This window comes from Euryhalocaulis caribicus (assembly GCF_000412185.1).
In the GTDB taxonomy this organism is placed as follows: Bacteria; Pseudomonadota; Alphaproteobacteria; order Caulobacterales; family Maricaulaceae; genus Euryhalocaulis; species Euryhalocaulis caribicus.
The window spans coordinates 23147-38742 of sequence record NZ_ASJA01000022.1 but is presented as its reverse complement, the minus strand read 5'-3'; the positions used below and the strand labels follow the sequence as shown (position 1 = coordinate 38742).

Below are 15596 nucleotides of genomic sequence, written 5' to 3'. Positions count from 1 at the left end.
AGTTCAACCTGCCGCCCGGCCTCAGCCCGCTGTTCGATCCGGCGTTTCAGGACACCGGCGCTTCGGCTCCGCTGGACCTGCCGGCCCGCGCCTCTGTCAGCTTGCGTCAGCAGGTCAATGAACGCCTCGCCCTGACCGGCGACGTCACTTGGACGCAGTGGGAAGACCTGGAAGGCCTGTCGGTCGATTTTGAAAACCCGGCTCAGCCGGGCCAGACCGAAGTGCTGAATTACGGCAATACGGTCCGATTCTCCGCGGGCGGCGAATATACGCTGAACGACCAGTGGATGGTGCGCGCCGGCGCGGCGTTTGACGAAACCCCGACCGAGGAGGCCGAGCGTTCGGCCCGCGTGCCGGACGCCGACCGTATCGTGCTGGCCGGGGGACTGTCCTGGACCCCGCGCGAGGACCTGACCATTGACGCCGGCTATCAGCACCTGTTCTTCGACGACGCGCCGATCGACAAGGTCGGATCGTCCGGCGACCGCCTTGTCGGCGAGTTCGATAACGCCGCCGACATCGTATCGGTCGGCCTGAACTGGCGCTTCTAGGGGATAAGTTTTCGCTGCAAGGCGGGCATGACGTGACAAAATTGCTTCATGGGGCAAAAAATTTCCCGTCAGGGGATTTTCTTTTCGCGCCGCTTTCGTCACAGTGCCCGCGAAGTTTCAGGACGCAGGTCACAATGACAACGCGCTTTGACATCGCCGACATGATCGCCGCGGGCCGCCAGGCCGGCGCGATTTCGCGCGTGTCCATTGCCGCCGTCACGATTGCCGCCGCTCAGACCACCACCGGTATGACCATGTTTGACCGGGGGAGCGGATAGGCGCGAGCGTTCAGCGAAAACGAACCAAGCACCAAGGCCCGCTCCCCAAAAGGAGCGGGCCTTTTTCTTTGCGCGAAAAGGAGAAGGACAAATGGAACTCAATCTCGGCGAAAGCGACGCGGACCCTCAGAAAGACAGCCGGCAGGGCTATCGGCCCGATGTGAGGAAACGGGACGCCAGGCTGGTCGTCCTGAAATTCGGCAGCTCCCTGCTCAAGACCGATTCCTGCCCGCACAAGGCGGTGCACGAGGTCTATCGTCATGTGCGGCAGGGCCGGAAAGTCCTCGCCGTGGTTTCCGCCCGGCAGGGAGAGACGGACGCGCTCTATGCCGAAGCGGGCGCGCTTTCCGACGGTCAGAAGTCCCGCCACCTGCCGCGCCTGTTGCGGCTGGGGGAGTTGCGGTCGGCAGCGTCCCTCGCGCTGGCGCTGGAGCGCGTGGGCGTCTCCGCCGCCGCCGTGGATCCGCATGAAATCGATTTCCGCGCGGAGGGCGATGAGGACGACGCCCGGCCCGTCAGCTGTGACGCCGCCCGCCTGCGCGCCAAGCTGGAGCGCAACGACGTCGTGGTCGCCGCCGGTTTCGTGGCGCTGGACGCCGAGGACGAGCTGGTCCTGCTGGGCCGGGGCGGCACCGATTACAGCGCGGTATTTCTGGGCGAGGCGCTGAACGCCGGAAAGGTTCGCCTGATCAAGGATGTCGACGGCGTCTATGACGGCGACCCGGCGGAGAAGCCGGGGAAGGATTCGCGCCCCTATGCGCGGCTGGACTGGAAAGGCGCGGAGCGGATCGGCGGGCGCGTGGTCCAGGGCAAGGCGCTGGCCTATGCGGCGGAAAAGGACGTGCCGCTGGAAGTCGGCGGGCCGGGCCTTCGCTATGAGACACAGATCGCCGCCGGCGCGCGTTCGGTCGTGCAGTCCTGCCAGCCGCGAAAACTGAAAGTGGCGCTGGCCGGGTGCGGCGTGGTCGGGGGCGGCGTCTATGCCAGCCTGAAACGCCAGAGCGAATTGTTCGAGGTCAGCAAGGTTCTGGTGCGCGATGTATCGCGCGAGCGTATCTGCGACATCCCGGAAGACCTGCTCACCGACGATCATTCGGACCCGGCCTTTGCCAGCGCGGATGTTCTGGTCGAGACGATGGGCGGCCTGGACGAGGCCGGATCCCTGATCGAAACGGCGCTCGTGCGGGGGCAGGACGTAGTGACGGCCAACAAGGCGCTGGTCGCCCGCCGCGCGGAAACGCTGGACGCGGCCTGCAAGGCGGGCGGATCGAACCTGAAATATTCCGCCGCGGTCGGCGGCGGCACGCCGGTGATCGAACGTCTCGACGCGGCGCTGGAGGCCGGGCGCATCGTGACCGCAATCGAAGGCGTGGCGAACGGCACGTGCAACTTCATCCTGGACGAGATGGAAACCGGCGTTTCGCTGGAGGACGCCATCGCGGCGGCGCAGGAGGCGGGCTATGCGGAGGCCGATCCCAGCGCCGATATCGATGGATGGGACGCCGCGGCGAAGATGGCCATCCTCGCCCGCCGCGCGTTCGGCGCGGATATCGCGCCCGAGGCCGCTTCGCGCGACAGCCTGCGCAGTGTCACGGTCGATCATCTTCGCTTCCTGAAGGCGCGGAAGCTGCGGCTGCGTCAGGTCGGGCGGTGCGCCATTGAAGGCTCCCGCTTCTCGCTTTCGGTTTCGCTAAGCCCGGTTTCGGTGGACAGTTTCCTGGCCCGGCCGCGCGGGGCGGAAAACTGTTTCCGCATCGTGTTCGCGGATGGATCGGAGGAGAATGTCTTTGGCCTCGGCGCCGGCCGCTGGCCGACGGCGGAGGCCGTGGTTGCGGACCTGCTTGATCTCCATCGCCTGCGTGCGCAAAACCCGGTGAAGGAAGTCTGATGCCGGAGAACGACCATGTCCCCACCCGATACCGCCACGGCGCGCGCGCCGGCCAGCGTGGGCAATGTCGGCGTCGGGTTCGACATACTGGGTCTGGCCTTCGGCGCGCTTGAAGACCGGGTGACGGCGCGGCGATTGAGCGAAAAAGGCGTGCGGCTGGATGCGGTTTCGGGCTGTGTCGATGTGCTGCCCGGCGAGGCGGACCGCAACACGGCCCTGCGCGGGGCGCGGGCGCTGCTGGATGAGGCGGGCGCCGAATTCGGCGTCGAGTTGTCCGTGCAGAAGGGCGTGCCCTTGAGCGCGGGGCTGGGCGGCTCGGCGGCGTCCGCGGTGGCGGCGGTCGTGGCGGTGAACGCGCTGCTGGATTCGCCGCTGGACCATGACGCGCTGTTCCCCTTCGCGCTGGAAGGGGAGCGCGCCTCCAGCGATCCGCCGCCGCCGGACAATGTCGCCGCGTGCCTGATGGGCGGGCTGGTGCTGACCCGCCCCGGCACGGCGCGGCCGGTGACGCGGCTGCCTTTGCCCTCCGGCCTTGTCTGCATTGTGACCCACCCCGACGCGCGCCTGGATACGCGGGACGGGCGTGCGGCCCTGAAGCCGGACGCGCCGCTTTCCACCATCATCGCCCATACCGGCAATCTGGCCAGTTTCCTGGCCGGATGCGCCGCAGACGATCACGGCCTGATCGCGGAAGGCCTGCGCGACGTGCTGGTGGAGCCGCAGCGCGCGGGGATGGTTCCGGGTTTCGCGAACGCCAGCGCGGCGGCGATGGAGGCCGGGGCGCTGGGATGCTCTCTCTCCGGCAGCGGCCCTTCGATTTTCGCATGGTGCGCGGCGCCGGCGGCCGATGATGTGGCGGCGGCCATGGTGCACGGGTTCGGGCAGGGCGGAGTCTCCGCTTCCGCCTATCGCGCGCCGCTATGCTCCGCGGGCGCAGAGGTGATTTCCGCATGAAGTTTCTCAGCACCAACGATCCCGCAGCCTCGGCAAGCCTGTCTGACGCCCTGCTGTCAGGCGCCGCGCCCGATGGGGGGCTGTATTTTCCGGAAGACTTCCCCGAGGTCGATTTCACAGGCTTCAAGGGTCGCGGCCTGTCCGGACGCGCTCAGCGCCTGCTGACGCCGTTCTTTGACGGCGATGCGCTCGCCCCCCGGCTGGGCGCATTCTGCGAGGCGGCTTTCGCCTGGCCTGTTCCGGTCTGCGAGCCGAACAGCGCCGGCGATTACTGGACGCTTGAGCTGTTTCACGGCCCCACTGGCGCGTTCAAGGATCACGGCGCGCGTTTCCTGAGGGAGGCGCTGGACGCGCTGGGCGATGACGCCGATCCGTTCACGGTGCTGGTCGCCACGTCCGGCGATACGGGCGGCGCGGTCGGCGCGGCGTTCGAGGGCGCGGAGCGCGCCCGCGCCGTGATCCTGTTTCCGAAAGGACGGGTCTCGCCCTTTCAGCGGCATCAGCTGACCTGCTGGGGCGATGGCGTGACGGCGCTGGAAGTGGAGGGCGATTTCGACGATTGCCAGCGTCTGGTGAAACAGGCCTTCGCCGACCGCGACCTGTCCCGCGCCGCGCGCCTGACCAGCGCCAACAGCATCAATCTGGGCCGCCTCCTGCCGCAAATGGCCTATTTCGCCAGCGCCGCCTTCGACGTTCTGGAAAACACCGGGCAGACGCCGGGCTTCATCATCCCGACCGGAAACATGGGCAATGCGGTGGCGTGCCTGTGGGCGCGGGCCAGCGGCGCGCCGGTGGGGGAGGTGGTGATCGCCGCCAACGCCAATCGCGCCCTGCCGGACTATTTCGAGACGGGGAAATACGCCCCGCGCCCGTCTGCGGCGACGCTCGCCAACGCCATGGATGTGGGCGACCCCAGCAATTTCGCCCGCTTCGTCCAGCAGAACCGGCTGGGCGAAGGCGTCTCCGCCGTGTCGGTCGCCGACGACGCGATAAAGGCGCGGATCCGCGCTGAATTTGAAACGAAAGCGCGCATCCTCTGCCCGCATACCGCTGTCGGCGCGGAGGCGTTTGCCCGGCTGGACGCGGCGCGAAAGTCCGCTCCATGGGTCGTTGCCGCCACGGCGCACCCCTATAAATTCCGCGAGACCGTGGAGCCGCTGATCGGTGAAGCCATCACTCCGCCCCCGGCTTTCGAGGCGATTTTCGGCCGGAAATCAGAGGCGAAGCCAATCGCGGCAGAGTTGAGCGCGCTCGCTCAAGCACTCGAAAGTGGGCAATAATGTTGCGCTTGAGCAACAAATACGCAGTTGCGAGATAAAAATCATTCCATTTTTCGCAGGTGCGCAGAAAGGGGGTTGCCAGCCTTGTTCGCCCCCGTCAGCGTTAAGGACAACAGGATTTCAGCGAAGTAACCGCGAAGGAAAGCAGTTCAGACGATGTTCGCCCAAGACCTCATCCGCGCAATCGATGCACAGAGCGTTTCCGCTCTGGCCGCGCTGCTGAGCGTCATTCTAGTCGTCGTACTGCTGATTAGCCCCGGAATACCGGAAGCGGCTAAGGACCCTGCGCGAACTTAAGACCCAGCGACAAACAGGACCTCCTTTCAAGACCCCCGCTTCCGGCCCGGAAGCGGGGGTTTTTCGTTTGGAGGTCCGGTCCCTGACCAAAGGAACGGACCAGAGATGACAGACCAGCCCGCCAAGCGCAGCGACGCGATCACCAGGGGACCCAGCCGGGCCCCCGCGCGGGCCATGCTGCGCGCCACCGGCCTGACCGATGACGATTTCGCCAAGCCGATGATCGCGGTGGTGAACACGTGGTCCACGATCACGCCGTGCAACCTCCATCTCGGCGACCTCGCCGAGCCGGTGCGGCGCGGCGTGCGGGCCGCCGGCGGCGCGCCGATCGATTTCAACACCATCGTCGTGTCGGACGGCATCACGATGGGCGGGGCCGGGATGCGCGCCTCGCTGATCTCCCGCGAGGTGATTGCCGACTCCATCGAACTGGCGGTGCGCGGGCACAGCCTCGACGGCGTCATCATCCTGGTCGGCTGCGACAAGACGCTGCCCGCCGCGGCGATGGCGCTGGCCCGCATGGATGTGCCGGGCCTGATCTTCTATGGCGGATCCATCATGCCGGGCCGTCACAAGGCGTGCCCCATCTCCATTCAGGACGTGTTCGAGGCGGTCGGCGCCCATTCGCGCGGGACCATCGACGCCGAGGAGCTGGGCCAGATAGAACGCGGCGCCTGCCCCGGCGCGGGCGCGTGCGGCGGACAGTTCACCGCCAACACCATGGCCATGGCGCTCGCCATGATGGGCCTGTCCCCGATGGGATCGGCGGACGTGCCGGCGGTGCACGAGGACAAGCCGGCGGAGGCCGAACGCTGCGGCCGGCTCGTCGTCGATCTCGCCAAGGGCGAAATCTCGCCGCGCCGCTTCGTGACGCCCGCTTCCTTGCGAAACGCCGCCACGTCCGTGGCGGCCAGCGGCGGATCGACCAATGCGGTGCTGCACCTGGCCGCCATCGCGGCGGAGGCGGGCGTGGAATTCTCCATCGACCTGTTCGACGAGCTTTCCCGCGAGACTCCGGTGATCGCGGACCTCAAGCCGGGCGGGCGCTATCTCGCCTTCGACATGTTCAAGGCGGGCGGCTGCCGCCTGTTCGGCGAGCGGTTGAGAGAAGCCGGACGCATCGCCGACACGCCGACCGTCAGCGGCAAGACGCTGTTCGAGGAACTGTCCGAGGCGTCGGAAACCGCCGGACAGGACGTGGTGCTCGGCTTCGACAAACCGCTGAAATCAACCGGCGGCCTGCGCGTCCTCTATGGCGATCTGGCCCCCGAAGGCGCGGTCCTGAAAACCGCCGGCCAGAGCCGGGAGGCGTTCGAGGGGCCGGCTCGCGTCTTCGATTCAGAGGAAGACGCCTTCGCTGCCGTCGAGGCCGGGAAGATCCGGGCCGGCGACGTCATCGTCATCCGAAATGAGGGACCGAAAGGCGGCCCCGGGATGCGGGAGATGCTGGCCGTGACCGCCGCCGTGGCGGGGCAGGGGCTGGCCGGCGAGGTGGCGCTGATCACCGATGGCCGCTTCTCCGGCGCCAGCCACGGCTTCGTCATCGGCCACGTCGCGCCGGAGGCCGCCGCGGGCGGGCCGCTCGGCCGCCTCCGCGACGGCGACACGATCCGCATCAACGTGGAAACCCGGCGCATCGACACCGACGCGGACCTTGCCGCGCGCGATCCCGCGCCCGTTCCCCCGCGCCCGATCCGCGGCGGGGTCTTCGACAAATACGCCCGCCTCGTCAGCTCCGCCTCCCGCGGGGCGGTCACCATCCAGCCAGCCTGAAGGAAACCAGAGCCATGAGAACCTACACAGACGACGACGCCGATTTCGCGCTCCTCACCGAAGCCCCCGTGGCCGTCATCGGCTATGGCAGCCAGGGCCGCGCCCATGCGCTGAACCTGAAAGACTCCGGGGCCGACGTGGTGGTCGGCGCGCGCGAGGGCGGCAAGAGCTGGACCCGCGCAAAGGAAGACGGTCTGGCCGTCGCCACGCCCGCCGAGGCCGCGGCACGCGCCAAACTCATCGCCCTGCTGACCCCGGACATGACGCATGAGGCGTTGTTCCGCGAGGCGGTCCAGCCGGGTCTGGAGCCGGGCGACGCGGTGCTCTTCGCGCACGGATTCTCCGCCCATTACGGCAGGGTGAAGCCGTCGGAAGACGTCGATGTTCTGCTCGTCGCGCCCAAGGGGCCGGGCGATCTGGTGCGCCGGGAATACCAGCGCGGGCGCGGCGTGCCGTGCCTGTTTGCCGCCGCGCAGGACGCCAGCGGCAAGGCCCGTCAGCGCGCGCTCGCCTACGCCAGGGGCATCGGCGGCACGGCGGCCGGGGCCATCGAGACCACGGTGAAGGAGGAGACCGAGACGGACCTGTTCGGCGAACAGGCCGTCCTCTGCGGTGGCGCGACCGAGCTGGTCCTCGCGGGCTACGAGACCCTCGTCGAGGCGGGCTACCAGCCGGAAATCGCCTACTACGAATGCCTGCACGAGCTGAAGCTGATCGTGGACCTGCTCTATGAGGGCGGTCTCGCCAAGATGCACGAATTCATCAGCGAAACCGCGATCTTCGGCGATCTCACCTCCGGCCCGCGCGTCATCAATGACGAGACGCGCCAGCGCATGCGCGAAGTGTTGAAGGACATCCAGTCCGGCGCGTTCGCCCGCGAGTGGATCCTGGAAAACCAGGCCGGACAGCCGCGCTATCGGCGCCTGCTGGACGCCGATCTCGAACACCCGATCGAACAGGTCGGCCGCGATCTCCGCGGCCGCATGGCCTGGATGCAACCCGGCGCCAACAACGCCGCCGAATAACGGACCGCAAAGCCCATGACCGCCATGCCCGCTCAACCCGCCCCGGACGTCACGGACGCTCCCCAACCGGCCGCGCCGCGCACCGGCGCGCGCCTGCTGGTCAAGACGCTGGAAGGGCTGGGGGTGGAGGTCATCTTCGGCTATCCGGGCGGCGCGATCATGCCGGTCTATGACGCGCTCCCCGGCTCCGCGCTGAAGCATATCCTGGTGCGGCATGAGCAGGGGGCGGCCTTCGCCGCGGACGCCTATGGCCGGATGACGGGCCGGGCGGGCGTGTGCATGGCCACCTCCGGCCCCGGCGCGACCAATCTGATCACCGGCATCGCCAACGCCTACATGGATTCCGTTCCCATGGTGGCGATCACCGGCCAGGTCGCCTCCGGCCTGATGGGCACCGACGCGTTTCAGGAGATCGACATCTTCGGCCTCACCCTGCCGGTGGTGAAGCACAGCGTCATCCTTCGCGATCCGGCGGAAATCCCGGAGAAGGTCGCCGAGGCGTTCCGCATCGCCGAAAGCGGCCGGCCCGGCCCGGTGCTCATCGACCTGCCCAAGGACGTGGCGCAGGCCGAAATCGCCGCCCCGCTGGATCATCCGCGCCGCCCATGGCCCAAACCCGCAGCGCCGGAAGCGGCTTCCATCGAAACGGCCAACGCCATGATCGCGCGCGCCGAAAAGCCGCTGCTCTATATCGGCGGCGGGGTCAGCCGTGCAGGCGCGGTGGATACGCTGCGCGCGCTCGCCGCCCGCGCCGCCATCCCCGCCGTGGCGACGCTTCAGGGCCTTGGCTGCCTGCCGACGGAGCATGATGACTTCATTGGAATGCTGGGCATGCACGGGTTGAAAGCGGCGAACCTCGCCGTGCAGGAATCCGACCTGTTGATCTGTTGCGGCGCCCGGTTCGATGACCGCGCCACGGGGCAGCTTGAAACCTTCGCGCCCAACGCCTCGGTCATCCATATCGACGGCGATCACGCGGAGATCGGCAAGCTGCGCCGCGCCGATGCGGCCATCACCGGCGATCTCGTCACGGCCCTCGAACGCCTCGCGCCGCAGCGCCCCTCAATCGATGGCTGGCGCGGTCACGTCGCGGCGCTGAAACGCGAACACGCTCTCAGCTATGACGCGCCGGGCCGCGGCGTTTATGCGCCGGCTTTCCTCAAGAAACTGTCGGAGGCGGCGGGCGATTCCTTCGTCGCGGCCTGCGATGTCGGCCAGCACCAGATGTGGGTGGCCCAGCATTGCCGTTTCTCCCGCCCGCAGGCGCATCTGACCAGCGGCGGTCTCGGCGCGATGGGCTACGGCCTGCCCGCCGGCATTGGCGCGCAGATGGCGGCGCCGGACGCCACCGTGGTCACGGTTTCCGGCGACGGCTCCATCATGATGAATATCCAGGAGCTGGCGACGCTCCGCCGCTACCGCACGCCGCTGAAGATCGTGCTGCTGGACAACTCCACGCTCGGCCTCGTCCGGCAGTGGCAGGAACTCTTCTTTGAGGAAAATTTCAGCGAGGTCGACCTCTTCGACAATCCCGATTTCGCCGAGGTCGCGGAGGCGTTCGGCGTGGAGGCGTTCACCGTCGCCCGCCGCGATGAGACCGACGCGGCGATCGACCGGATCCTGAATACGCGCGGCTCGATCCTCGCCCATGTGCGGATCGACCCCATGGAAAATGTCTGGCCGCTGGTGCCGCCCGGCCGGTCCAACGCCGAAATGATGGAGGCCTGAAATGGACCACATGCTGCATATCGAACTGGATCACGCGGAGGGCGCGGTGCGCCGGGTCCTGGGCGTGGTCGAGGGGCGGGGCTTCGAGATCCGCTCCATTTCCATGGACGCCGTACAGGCGGAGGCCGCCAGCATGATGCTGTGCGTCCATGGCCGCGGTCCGGGGCGCGATCCGGACATCCTGAAAAGACAGATTGCCCGGTTGTATGGCGTGCGCCGCGTCGGGCCGGACCAGCTTGCCACAGCGCGTTCAGGGGAGACACGAACATGAGCCGCGACACCAATGACGGGGCCGCAAACCGCTGCTTCGTTTTCGATACCACCTTGAGAGACGGCGAACAGGCGCCGGGCTTTTCCATGACCACGCGGGACAAGCTGGTCATGGCAAAGGCGCTGGCCGATCTGGGCGTCGACGTGATGGAGGCCGGCTTCGCCGCCGCCTCGCCCGGCGACGCCGAGGCGGTGCGCCAGATCGCCTCCGAGATCGAGGGGCCGACGCTCTGCAGCCTCGCCCGCGCGCACGAACGCGATATCGACATCGCCGCCCGCGCGCTGGAGCCGGCCGCGCGGTCGCGCATCCATATCTTCCTCGGCACCAGCCCGACCCACCGCGAGGCCAAGCTGCAGATGAGCCAGGGGCAGGTTCTGGACGCCATCACGGAAACCATCGCCCACGCCCGCGGCGCCTTCGAAGAGGTGGAGTTCTCCGCCGAGGACGCCCTGCGCACGGAGCGGGATTTCCTTGTCGAGGCGTTTGAAGCCGCCGCCGCCGCCGGGGCCTGTGTCCTCAACGTGCCCGACACGGTCGGCTTCACCACGCCGGAGGAAATCTTCGCGCTTTACCGCCACCTGCAGGAAACGGTGACGCGGCCCGAAGGCGTGATCTTCAGCGCCCATTGCCACGACGATCTGGGCATGGCGGTCGCCAACACGCTCTCCGCGGTGCGCGCCGGCGCGCGGCAGGTGGAGGTCGCGGTCAACGGCATCGGCGAGCGCGCGGGCAATTGCTCGCTGGAGGAAGCGGTCATGGCGCTGGCCACCCGCCGCGACGTCTATGGCGTGGAGACCGGCATCGACACGACCAAGCTCTACGGGACCAGCCGTCGGCTGGCCCGGGTCACTCACAATCCCGTGCCGCGCAACAAGGCCATCGTCGGCCGCAACGCGTTCGCGCATGAAGCCGGCATCCACCAGCACGGAATGCTGGCCGACCGGAACACCTATGAGATCATGAATCCGGAGGATGTCGGCCAGCCCTCGACCAGCCTCGTGCTCGGCAAGCACAGCGGCAAGCACGCGCTGGCCGACCGCGCCAAGCGGCTGGGCTTCGAGCCGGACGCCGCCGCGCTTCAGGAGGCCTTCACCGCCTTCAAGGCGATGGCCGATGAGTGCCGCGAGGTGACAGATCAGCAGATCATCGACCTGTTCAAGGGCGCGGGCTCGGCCCCGGCCGCGCCGTGGACAGTGCGCCGGGTGGAGCTTCGCTTTGCCGAGGCGGCCCGCACGGACTCCTTCGCCCGGATCGAATTGCTGCATTCCGAACGCGGCCGCGTGACTGATGTGGGCGTCGGCGGCGGGCCGCTGGATGCCGCCTTCGACGCGGTGCAGAGCATTGTCGGGGTCGCCGCCACGGTGGCGGAGCTGGATATCACCCATAATGCCGAGGAAGACGACGGCGCCGTGCTGGCCGATATCGCGCTGGATATCGATGGCCACCGCTTCACCGGCCGCGCCCGCGGGCGGGACGTCGTGCCCACCGTGGTGGAGGCCTATGTCGTCGCGCTGAACCGCGCCCTGCCCACCGGCGCCGCGCCCCGCCGCGCCGAAGCCGCTTGAAGAGGAGGGACGGAAAATGCCGATCGCCGAAGCGGATTATATCTGGATGAATGGCGGGCTGAGGCCCTGGGCGAAAGCCCAGACCCATGTCCTGTCGCACGGCCTGCATTATGGCAGCTCGGTCTTCGAGGGCGTGCGCGTTTATGCAACGCCCCAAGGGCCGCAGGCTTTCCGCCTGACCGACCACGTCAGGCGGCTCTACGACTCCGCGAAAATCTACGAGATCGAGATTCCCTTCGCCTTTGACGGGCTGATGGAGGGGTGCCGCATGGTGGTGCGGGAGAACAGTCTGGAAAGCGCCTATCTTCGCCCCATCGCCTATTACGGCTATGGCGAGATCGGCGTCGTGCCGCCCGATAGCGCGCCGGTGGACGTCGTGATCGCCGGTTTCCGGTGGGGCGCGTATCTGGGCGAGACCGCGCGGGCGGAGGGCGTGGATGTCTGCGTCTCCAGCTGGCGGCGGCCCGCGCCGAACACCATTCCCACCGCGGCCAAGGCCGGAGGCAATTATCTCTCCAGCCTGCTGATCTCGCGGGAGGCCAAGCGCCGGGGTTTCACTGAGGGGATCGGGCTGGATCATAACGGCCTGATCTCCGAGGGCGCGGGCGAAAACCTGTTCCTGGTCAAGGACGGGCGGCTGCTGACCCCGCCCGCCGCGTCCTCCATCCTTGGCGGCATCACCCGCGATACCGTGATGACCCTGGCCCGCGAGGCCGGGATCGAGGTGGCCGAACAGGCCCTGCCGCGGGAGATGCTCTATCTCGCCGACGAGGCCTTCTTCACCGGCACAGCGGCGGAGATCACGCCGATCCGCTCGGTCGACCAGCGGATAGTGGGCGCCGGGCGGCGCGGCCCGGTCACCGAACAACTTCAGGAAACATTTTTCGGCCTGTTCTCCGGCGCCACGCCGGACAGGCATGGATGGCTGGAGCCGATGGCCCAGCCGGCAGAAGGAGTGCAGGCAGATGCCAAAATCGCTGTTTGAAAAAGTCTGGGCGCGCCACCTCGTCGCCCCGGAAACCGCGGAAACCCCCGCCACTCTCTATATCGACCTGCACCTGATTCACGAGGTCACCTCGCCGCAGGCCTTCGCGGCGCTGGACGAACGCGGGCTGAAGGTTCGCCGGCCGGACCGGACGCTGGGCACGATCGACCATTCCACGCCGACCCTGAAATTCGGCGCGGGGGACGAACCGCCCTACGCTACGCCGCAGGCGAAATCGCAGGTGGAAACCCTGCGCGACAACTGCGCGCGCCATGGCATTACCCTGCATGACTGGTCCAGCAAGCGGCGCGGCATCGTCCATGTCATCGGGCCGGAGCTGGGCGCGACCCAGCCGGGCATGACGATTGTCTGCGGCGACAGCCACACCTCCACCCACGGCGCGTTCGGCGCGCTGGCCTTTGGCATCGGCACCACCGAAGTCGGTCATGTTCTGGCGACGCAATGCGTCCTGCAGCGCAAGCCGAAAACCATGCGCGTCACCTTCGATAACCGCCTGCCTTCCGGCGTCACCGCGAAGGACGCGGCATTGGCGATGATCTCCGTCATCGGGGCCGATGGCGGCGCCGGCCATGTCATCGAATATGCCGGGTCCGCGGTCGAGGCGATGGACATGGAATCGCGCATGACGCTCTGCAATATGTCGATAGAGGCAGGCGCCCGCGCCGGCATGATCGGCCCGGACGCCACCACGTTCGACTGGCTCTATCGCCGCGAATACGCCCCGGCGGACGATGAATGGTTCGACGCCGTGGCGGACTGGCGCTCGCTTCGCAGCGACCCGGACGCGCAATTCGACAGGGAGGTGCGCATCGACGCCGCCACAATCACCCCGATGGTCACATACGGCGTGTCGCCGGACGCGGCCGTGGGCGTGGAATCCATGATCCCCGCCCCGCGCGACGATGCGGGCCGGCAGGCGCTGGACTATATGCGCTTTGACGCCGGCGCCCCGGTCGCGGGGCAGGCGGTCAATCGCGTCTTCATCGGCAGCTGCACCAATTCCCGCATGACGGACCTGCGGGAGGCCGCGCGCATCCTCTTGGGCCGCAAGGTCAAGGACGGCGTGAAAGTGATGATCGTGCCGGGTTCCGAATCCATCCGGCGGGAGGCCGAGGCCGAAGGCCTGCACGAGATCTTCCAGAACGCCGGCGCCGAATGGCGCCAGCCTGGTTGCTCCATGTGCATCGCCATGAACGGCGATCAGGGAGCGCCGGGGGATCTGGTCGTCTCGACCTCCAATCGCAACTTCATGGGACGGCAGGGCAAGGGCGTTCGCACGGTTCTCGCCAGCCCCGCCACCGCCGCGGCCTCCGCTGTCGCCGGCGAAATCGCAGACCCGAGAGGATATCTGGATCATGTCTATGTCGGATAAATTCACCAGACTGGTCACAAAGACCGCCGTCCTGCCGCAGCAGAATATCGATACGGACCAGATCATTCCAGCCCGCTATCTCACCACCACCAGCCGCGACGGGCTGGGCCAGTACGCCTTTTTTGACTGGCGCTATGATGATGAGGGCGCGCCGAAACCGGACTCCCAGCTGAACAGTCTGGACACCGCCACCCATCAGGCGCTGGTGGCGGGCAGGAATTTCGGCTGCGGCTCGTCGCGAGAGCACGCCCCCTGGGCGCTGGCCGATTACGGCTTCCGCGCCGTCATCAGCTCCGACATCGCTGACATTTTCAAATCCAACGCCCTGAAGAACGGCCTGTTGCCGGTGGAGACCGGGGCGGAGGCGCATCAATGGCTGCTGGATAATCCCGGCGCGAAGATCGCCATCGATGTCGAGGCGCAGGAGCTGCGCCTGCCCAATGGCCGCGCCGAGCCATTCGCGCTGGAGGCGTTCGGGCGTCACTGCCTTCTGGAAGGCGTCGATCCGATGGGCTTTCTTCTGGGCCGCATGGACCAGATCGAAGCCTATGAGGGCGCGCATTCATGACGTCAGCGAAAATTGTTTTCCTGCCGGGCGACGGCATCGGCCCGGAAGTCACCGGCGTCGCGCGCGCCCTGCTTGAAAGGGTCTGCACGGATGCGGGCGTGACGCTGGAAACAGAGGACTGCCTCTTCGGCGGCGCGGCGATAGACCAGAGCGGAACGGCGTTACCCCCCGCCACGCTCAAAGCCTGCCGCGCCGCCGACGCCGTCTTTCTGGGCGCGGTCGGCGGGCCGAAATGGGATGGCGGGCCGGAGCGCCCCGAAGCCGGGCTTCTCGGCATCCGCAAGGCGCTTGGCTTGTTCGCCAATCTGCGCCCCGTCGCCCTGCAGCCCGGAACCGAGCATCTCTCCCCGCTGCGCGCCGAACGCGTGAAGGGCGCGGATCTGCTGATCGTTCGCGAACTCACTGGCGGCCTCTATTTCGGCGACAAGGCGGAAGGGGAGGAGACCGCCAGCGATCTCTGCGTCTATACGCGAGAGGAAGTGGAGCGCGTCGCCCGCGTTGCGTTCGAGGCGGCGCGCGGCCGCAAGGGGCGCGTGACCTCCATCGACAAGGCGAACGTGCTGGCCACCAGCCGTCTCTGGCGCAAGGCGGTCATCGCCCTGCGGGACAAGGAATACCCGGACATCGAACTGGATCATGTGCTGGTCGACGCCGCCGCCATGAAGCTGATTCAGGCTCCGGCGGATTTCGACGTCATCCTGACCGAAAACCTGTTCGGGGACATCCTCAGCGACGAAGCCTCGGTCATCGCAGGCTCCATCGGCCTGCTGGGCTCCGCCTCGCTGGGCGGGGAGGGGCCGGGCCTGTTCGAACCCATCCACGGCTCGGCTCCGGATATCGCGGGGCAGGACAAGGCCAACCCGCTCGGCGCGGCGGCCAGCGCGGCGCTGCTGCTGCGGCATGGCCTGAAACTGGAAGACCCGGCGCAACGCATCGAGTCCGCTATCCGCGGCGTGCTGGCTGACGGCGAAACCACGCCCGATATCGGCGGGTCTCTGGGATGCCGGGCTGTGGGCGAGGCGCTGCTGAAGCGGCTTTAG

Annotated in this window: 14 protein-coding genes; all 14 read left to right on the top strand. The window is 67.7% G+C overall.

The annotated features are described in order from the left end of the window. A partial coding sequence (locus tag L338_RS14625; protein ID WP_022699149.1) for an OmpP1/FadL family transporter occupies positions 1–551 on the top strand: 551 nt, incomplete at its 5' end. A 134-nt stretch (positions 552–685) separates the two neighbouring features. Beyond that, the gene (locus L338_RS17645; protein WP_022699148.1) at positions 686–829 is read left to right on the top strand and encodes a hypothetical protein; all 144 of its coding nucleotides are present in this window, start codon (positions 686–688) and stop codon (positions 827–829) included. A 91-nt stretch (positions 830–920) separates the two neighbouring features. Continuing rightward, complete coding sequence (locus L338_RS14620; protein WP_022699147.1) at positions 921–2717, top strand: homoserine dehydrogenase; 1797 nt, start codon at positions 921–923, stop codon at positions 2715–2717. A gap of 15 nt (positions 2718–2732) precedes the next feature. Further along, positions 2733–3671, top strand: coding sequence for a homoserine kinase (locus L338_RS14615; protein WP_022699146.1), 939 nt, complete (start codon positions 2733–2735; stop codon positions 3669–3671). Next, complete coding sequence (thrC, locus tag L338_RS14610) at positions 3668–4951, top strand: threonine synthase (RefSeq protein WP_022699145.1); 1284 nt, start codon at positions 3668–3670, stop codon at positions 4949–4951. Before L338_RS14615 ends, thrC begins: the two co-directional genes overlap by 4 nt. A 402-nt stretch (positions 4952–5353) precedes the next feature. After that, complete coding sequence (gene ilvD, locus L338_RS14605; RefSeq protein ID WP_022699143.1) at positions 5354–7021, top strand: dihydroxy-acid dehydratase; 1668 nt, start codon at positions 5354–5356, stop codon at positions 7019–7021. 14 nt (positions 7022–7035) lie between these two features. Continuing rightward, positions 7036–8046 carry a ketol-acid reductoisomerase gene (gene ilvC / locus L338_RS14600; protein ID WP_022699142.1) on the top strand — a complete coding sequence of 337 codons (1011 nt, stop codon included), beginning with the start codon at positions 7036–7038 and terminating at the stop codon, positions 8044–8046. A 24-nt stretch (positions 8047–8070) separates the two neighbouring features. Next, complete coding sequence (ilvG, locus tag L338_RS14595) at positions 8071–9774, top strand: acetolactate synthase 2 catalytic subunit (RefSeq protein WP_051122815.1); 1704 nt, start codon at positions 8071–8073, stop codon at positions 9772–9774. 1 nt (position 9775) lies between these two features. Continuing rightward, a complete protein-coding gene (locus tag L338_RS14590) occupies positions 9776–10045 on the top strand; it encodes an ACT domain-containing protein (protein WP_022699140.1) in 270 nt (89 codons plus the stop codon). Continuing rightward, on the top strand, positions 10042–11610 hold the full coding sequence (locus tag L338_RS14585) for a 2-isopropylmalate synthase (RefSeq protein ID WP_022699139.1): 1569 nt from the start codon (positions 10042–10044) through the stop codon (positions 11608–11610). Before L338_RS14590 ends, L338_RS14585 begins: the two co-directional genes overlap by 4 nt. A 16-nt stretch (positions 11611–11626) precedes the next feature. Beyond that, the gene (locus L338_RS14580) at positions 11627–12595 is read left to right on the top strand and encodes a branched-chain amino acid transaminase (protein WP_022699138.1); all 969 of its coding nucleotides are present in this window, start codon (positions 11627–11629) and stop codon (positions 12593–12595) included. Further along, positions 12576–13988, top strand: a complete 1413-nt coding sequence (leuC, locus tag L338_RS14575) for a 3-isopropylmalate dehydratase large subunit (RefSeq protein WP_022699137.1) — start codon at positions 12576–12578, stop codon at positions 13986–13988. Before L338_RS14580 ends, leuC begins: the two co-directional genes overlap by 20 nt. Next, positions 13978–14556, top strand: coding sequence for a 3-isopropylmalate dehydratase small subunit (gene leuD / locus L338_RS14570; RefSeq protein ID WP_022699136.1), 579 nt, complete (start codon positions 13978–13980; stop codon positions 14554–14556). The genes leuC and leuD overlap by 11 nt, the downstream gene beginning before the upstream one ends. Continuing rightward, positions 14553–15596, top strand: coding sequence for a 3-isopropylmalate dehydrogenase (gene leuB / locus L338_RS14565; RefSeq protein ID WP_022699135.1), 1044 nt, complete (start codon positions 14553–14555; stop codon positions 15594–15596). Before leuD ends, leuB begins: the two co-directional genes overlap by 4 nt.

Coding starts and splice junctions, on each gene's coding strand:
- L338_RS17645 (WP_022699148.1), top strand. CDS start 686: ATGACAACGCGCTTTGACATCGCCGACATGATCGCCGCGGGCCGCCAG.
- L338_RS14620 (WP_022699147.1), top strand. CDS start 921: ATGGAACTCAATCTCGGCGAAAGCGACGCGGACCCTCAGAAAGACAGC.
- L338_RS14615 (WP_022699146.1), top strand. CDS start 2,733: ATGTCCCCACCCGATACCGCCACGGCGCGCGCGCCGGCCAGCGTGGGC.
- thrC (WP_022699145.1), top strand. CDS start 3,668: ATGAAGTTTCTCAGCACCAACGATCCCGCAGCCTCGGCAAGCCTGTCT.
- ilvD (WP_022699143.1), top strand. CDS start 5,354: ATGACAGACCAGCCCGCCAAGCGCAGCGACGCGATCACCAGGGGACCC.
- ilvC (WP_022699142.1), top strand. CDS start 7,036: ATGAGAACCTACACAGACGACGACGCCGATTTCGCGCTCCTCACCGAA.
- ilvG (WP_051122815.1), top strand. CDS start 8,071: ATGCCCGCTCAACCCGCCCCGGACGTCACGGACGCTCCCCAACCGGCC.
- L338_RS14590 (WP_022699140.1), top strand. CDS start 9,776: ATGGACCACATGCTGCATATCGAACTGGATCACGCGGAGGGCGCGGTG.
- L338_RS14585 (WP_022699139.1), top strand. CDS start 10,042: ATGAGCCGCGACACCAATGACGGGGCCGCAAACCGCTGCTTCGTTTTC.
- L338_RS14580 (WP_022699138.1), top strand. CDS start 11,627: ATGCCGATCGCCGAAGCGGATTATATCTGGATGAATGGCGGGCTGAGG.
- leuC (WP_022699137.1), top strand. CDS start 12,576: ATGCCAAAATCGCTGTTTGAAAAAGTCTGGGCGCGCCACCTCGTCGCC.
- leuD (WP_022699136.1), top strand. CDS start 13,978: ATGTCGGATAAATTCACCAGACTGGTCACAAAGACCGCCGTCCTGCCG.
- leuB (WP_022699135.1), top strand. CDS start 14,553: ATGACGTCAGCGAAAATTGTTTTCCTGCCGGGCGACGGCATCGGCCCG.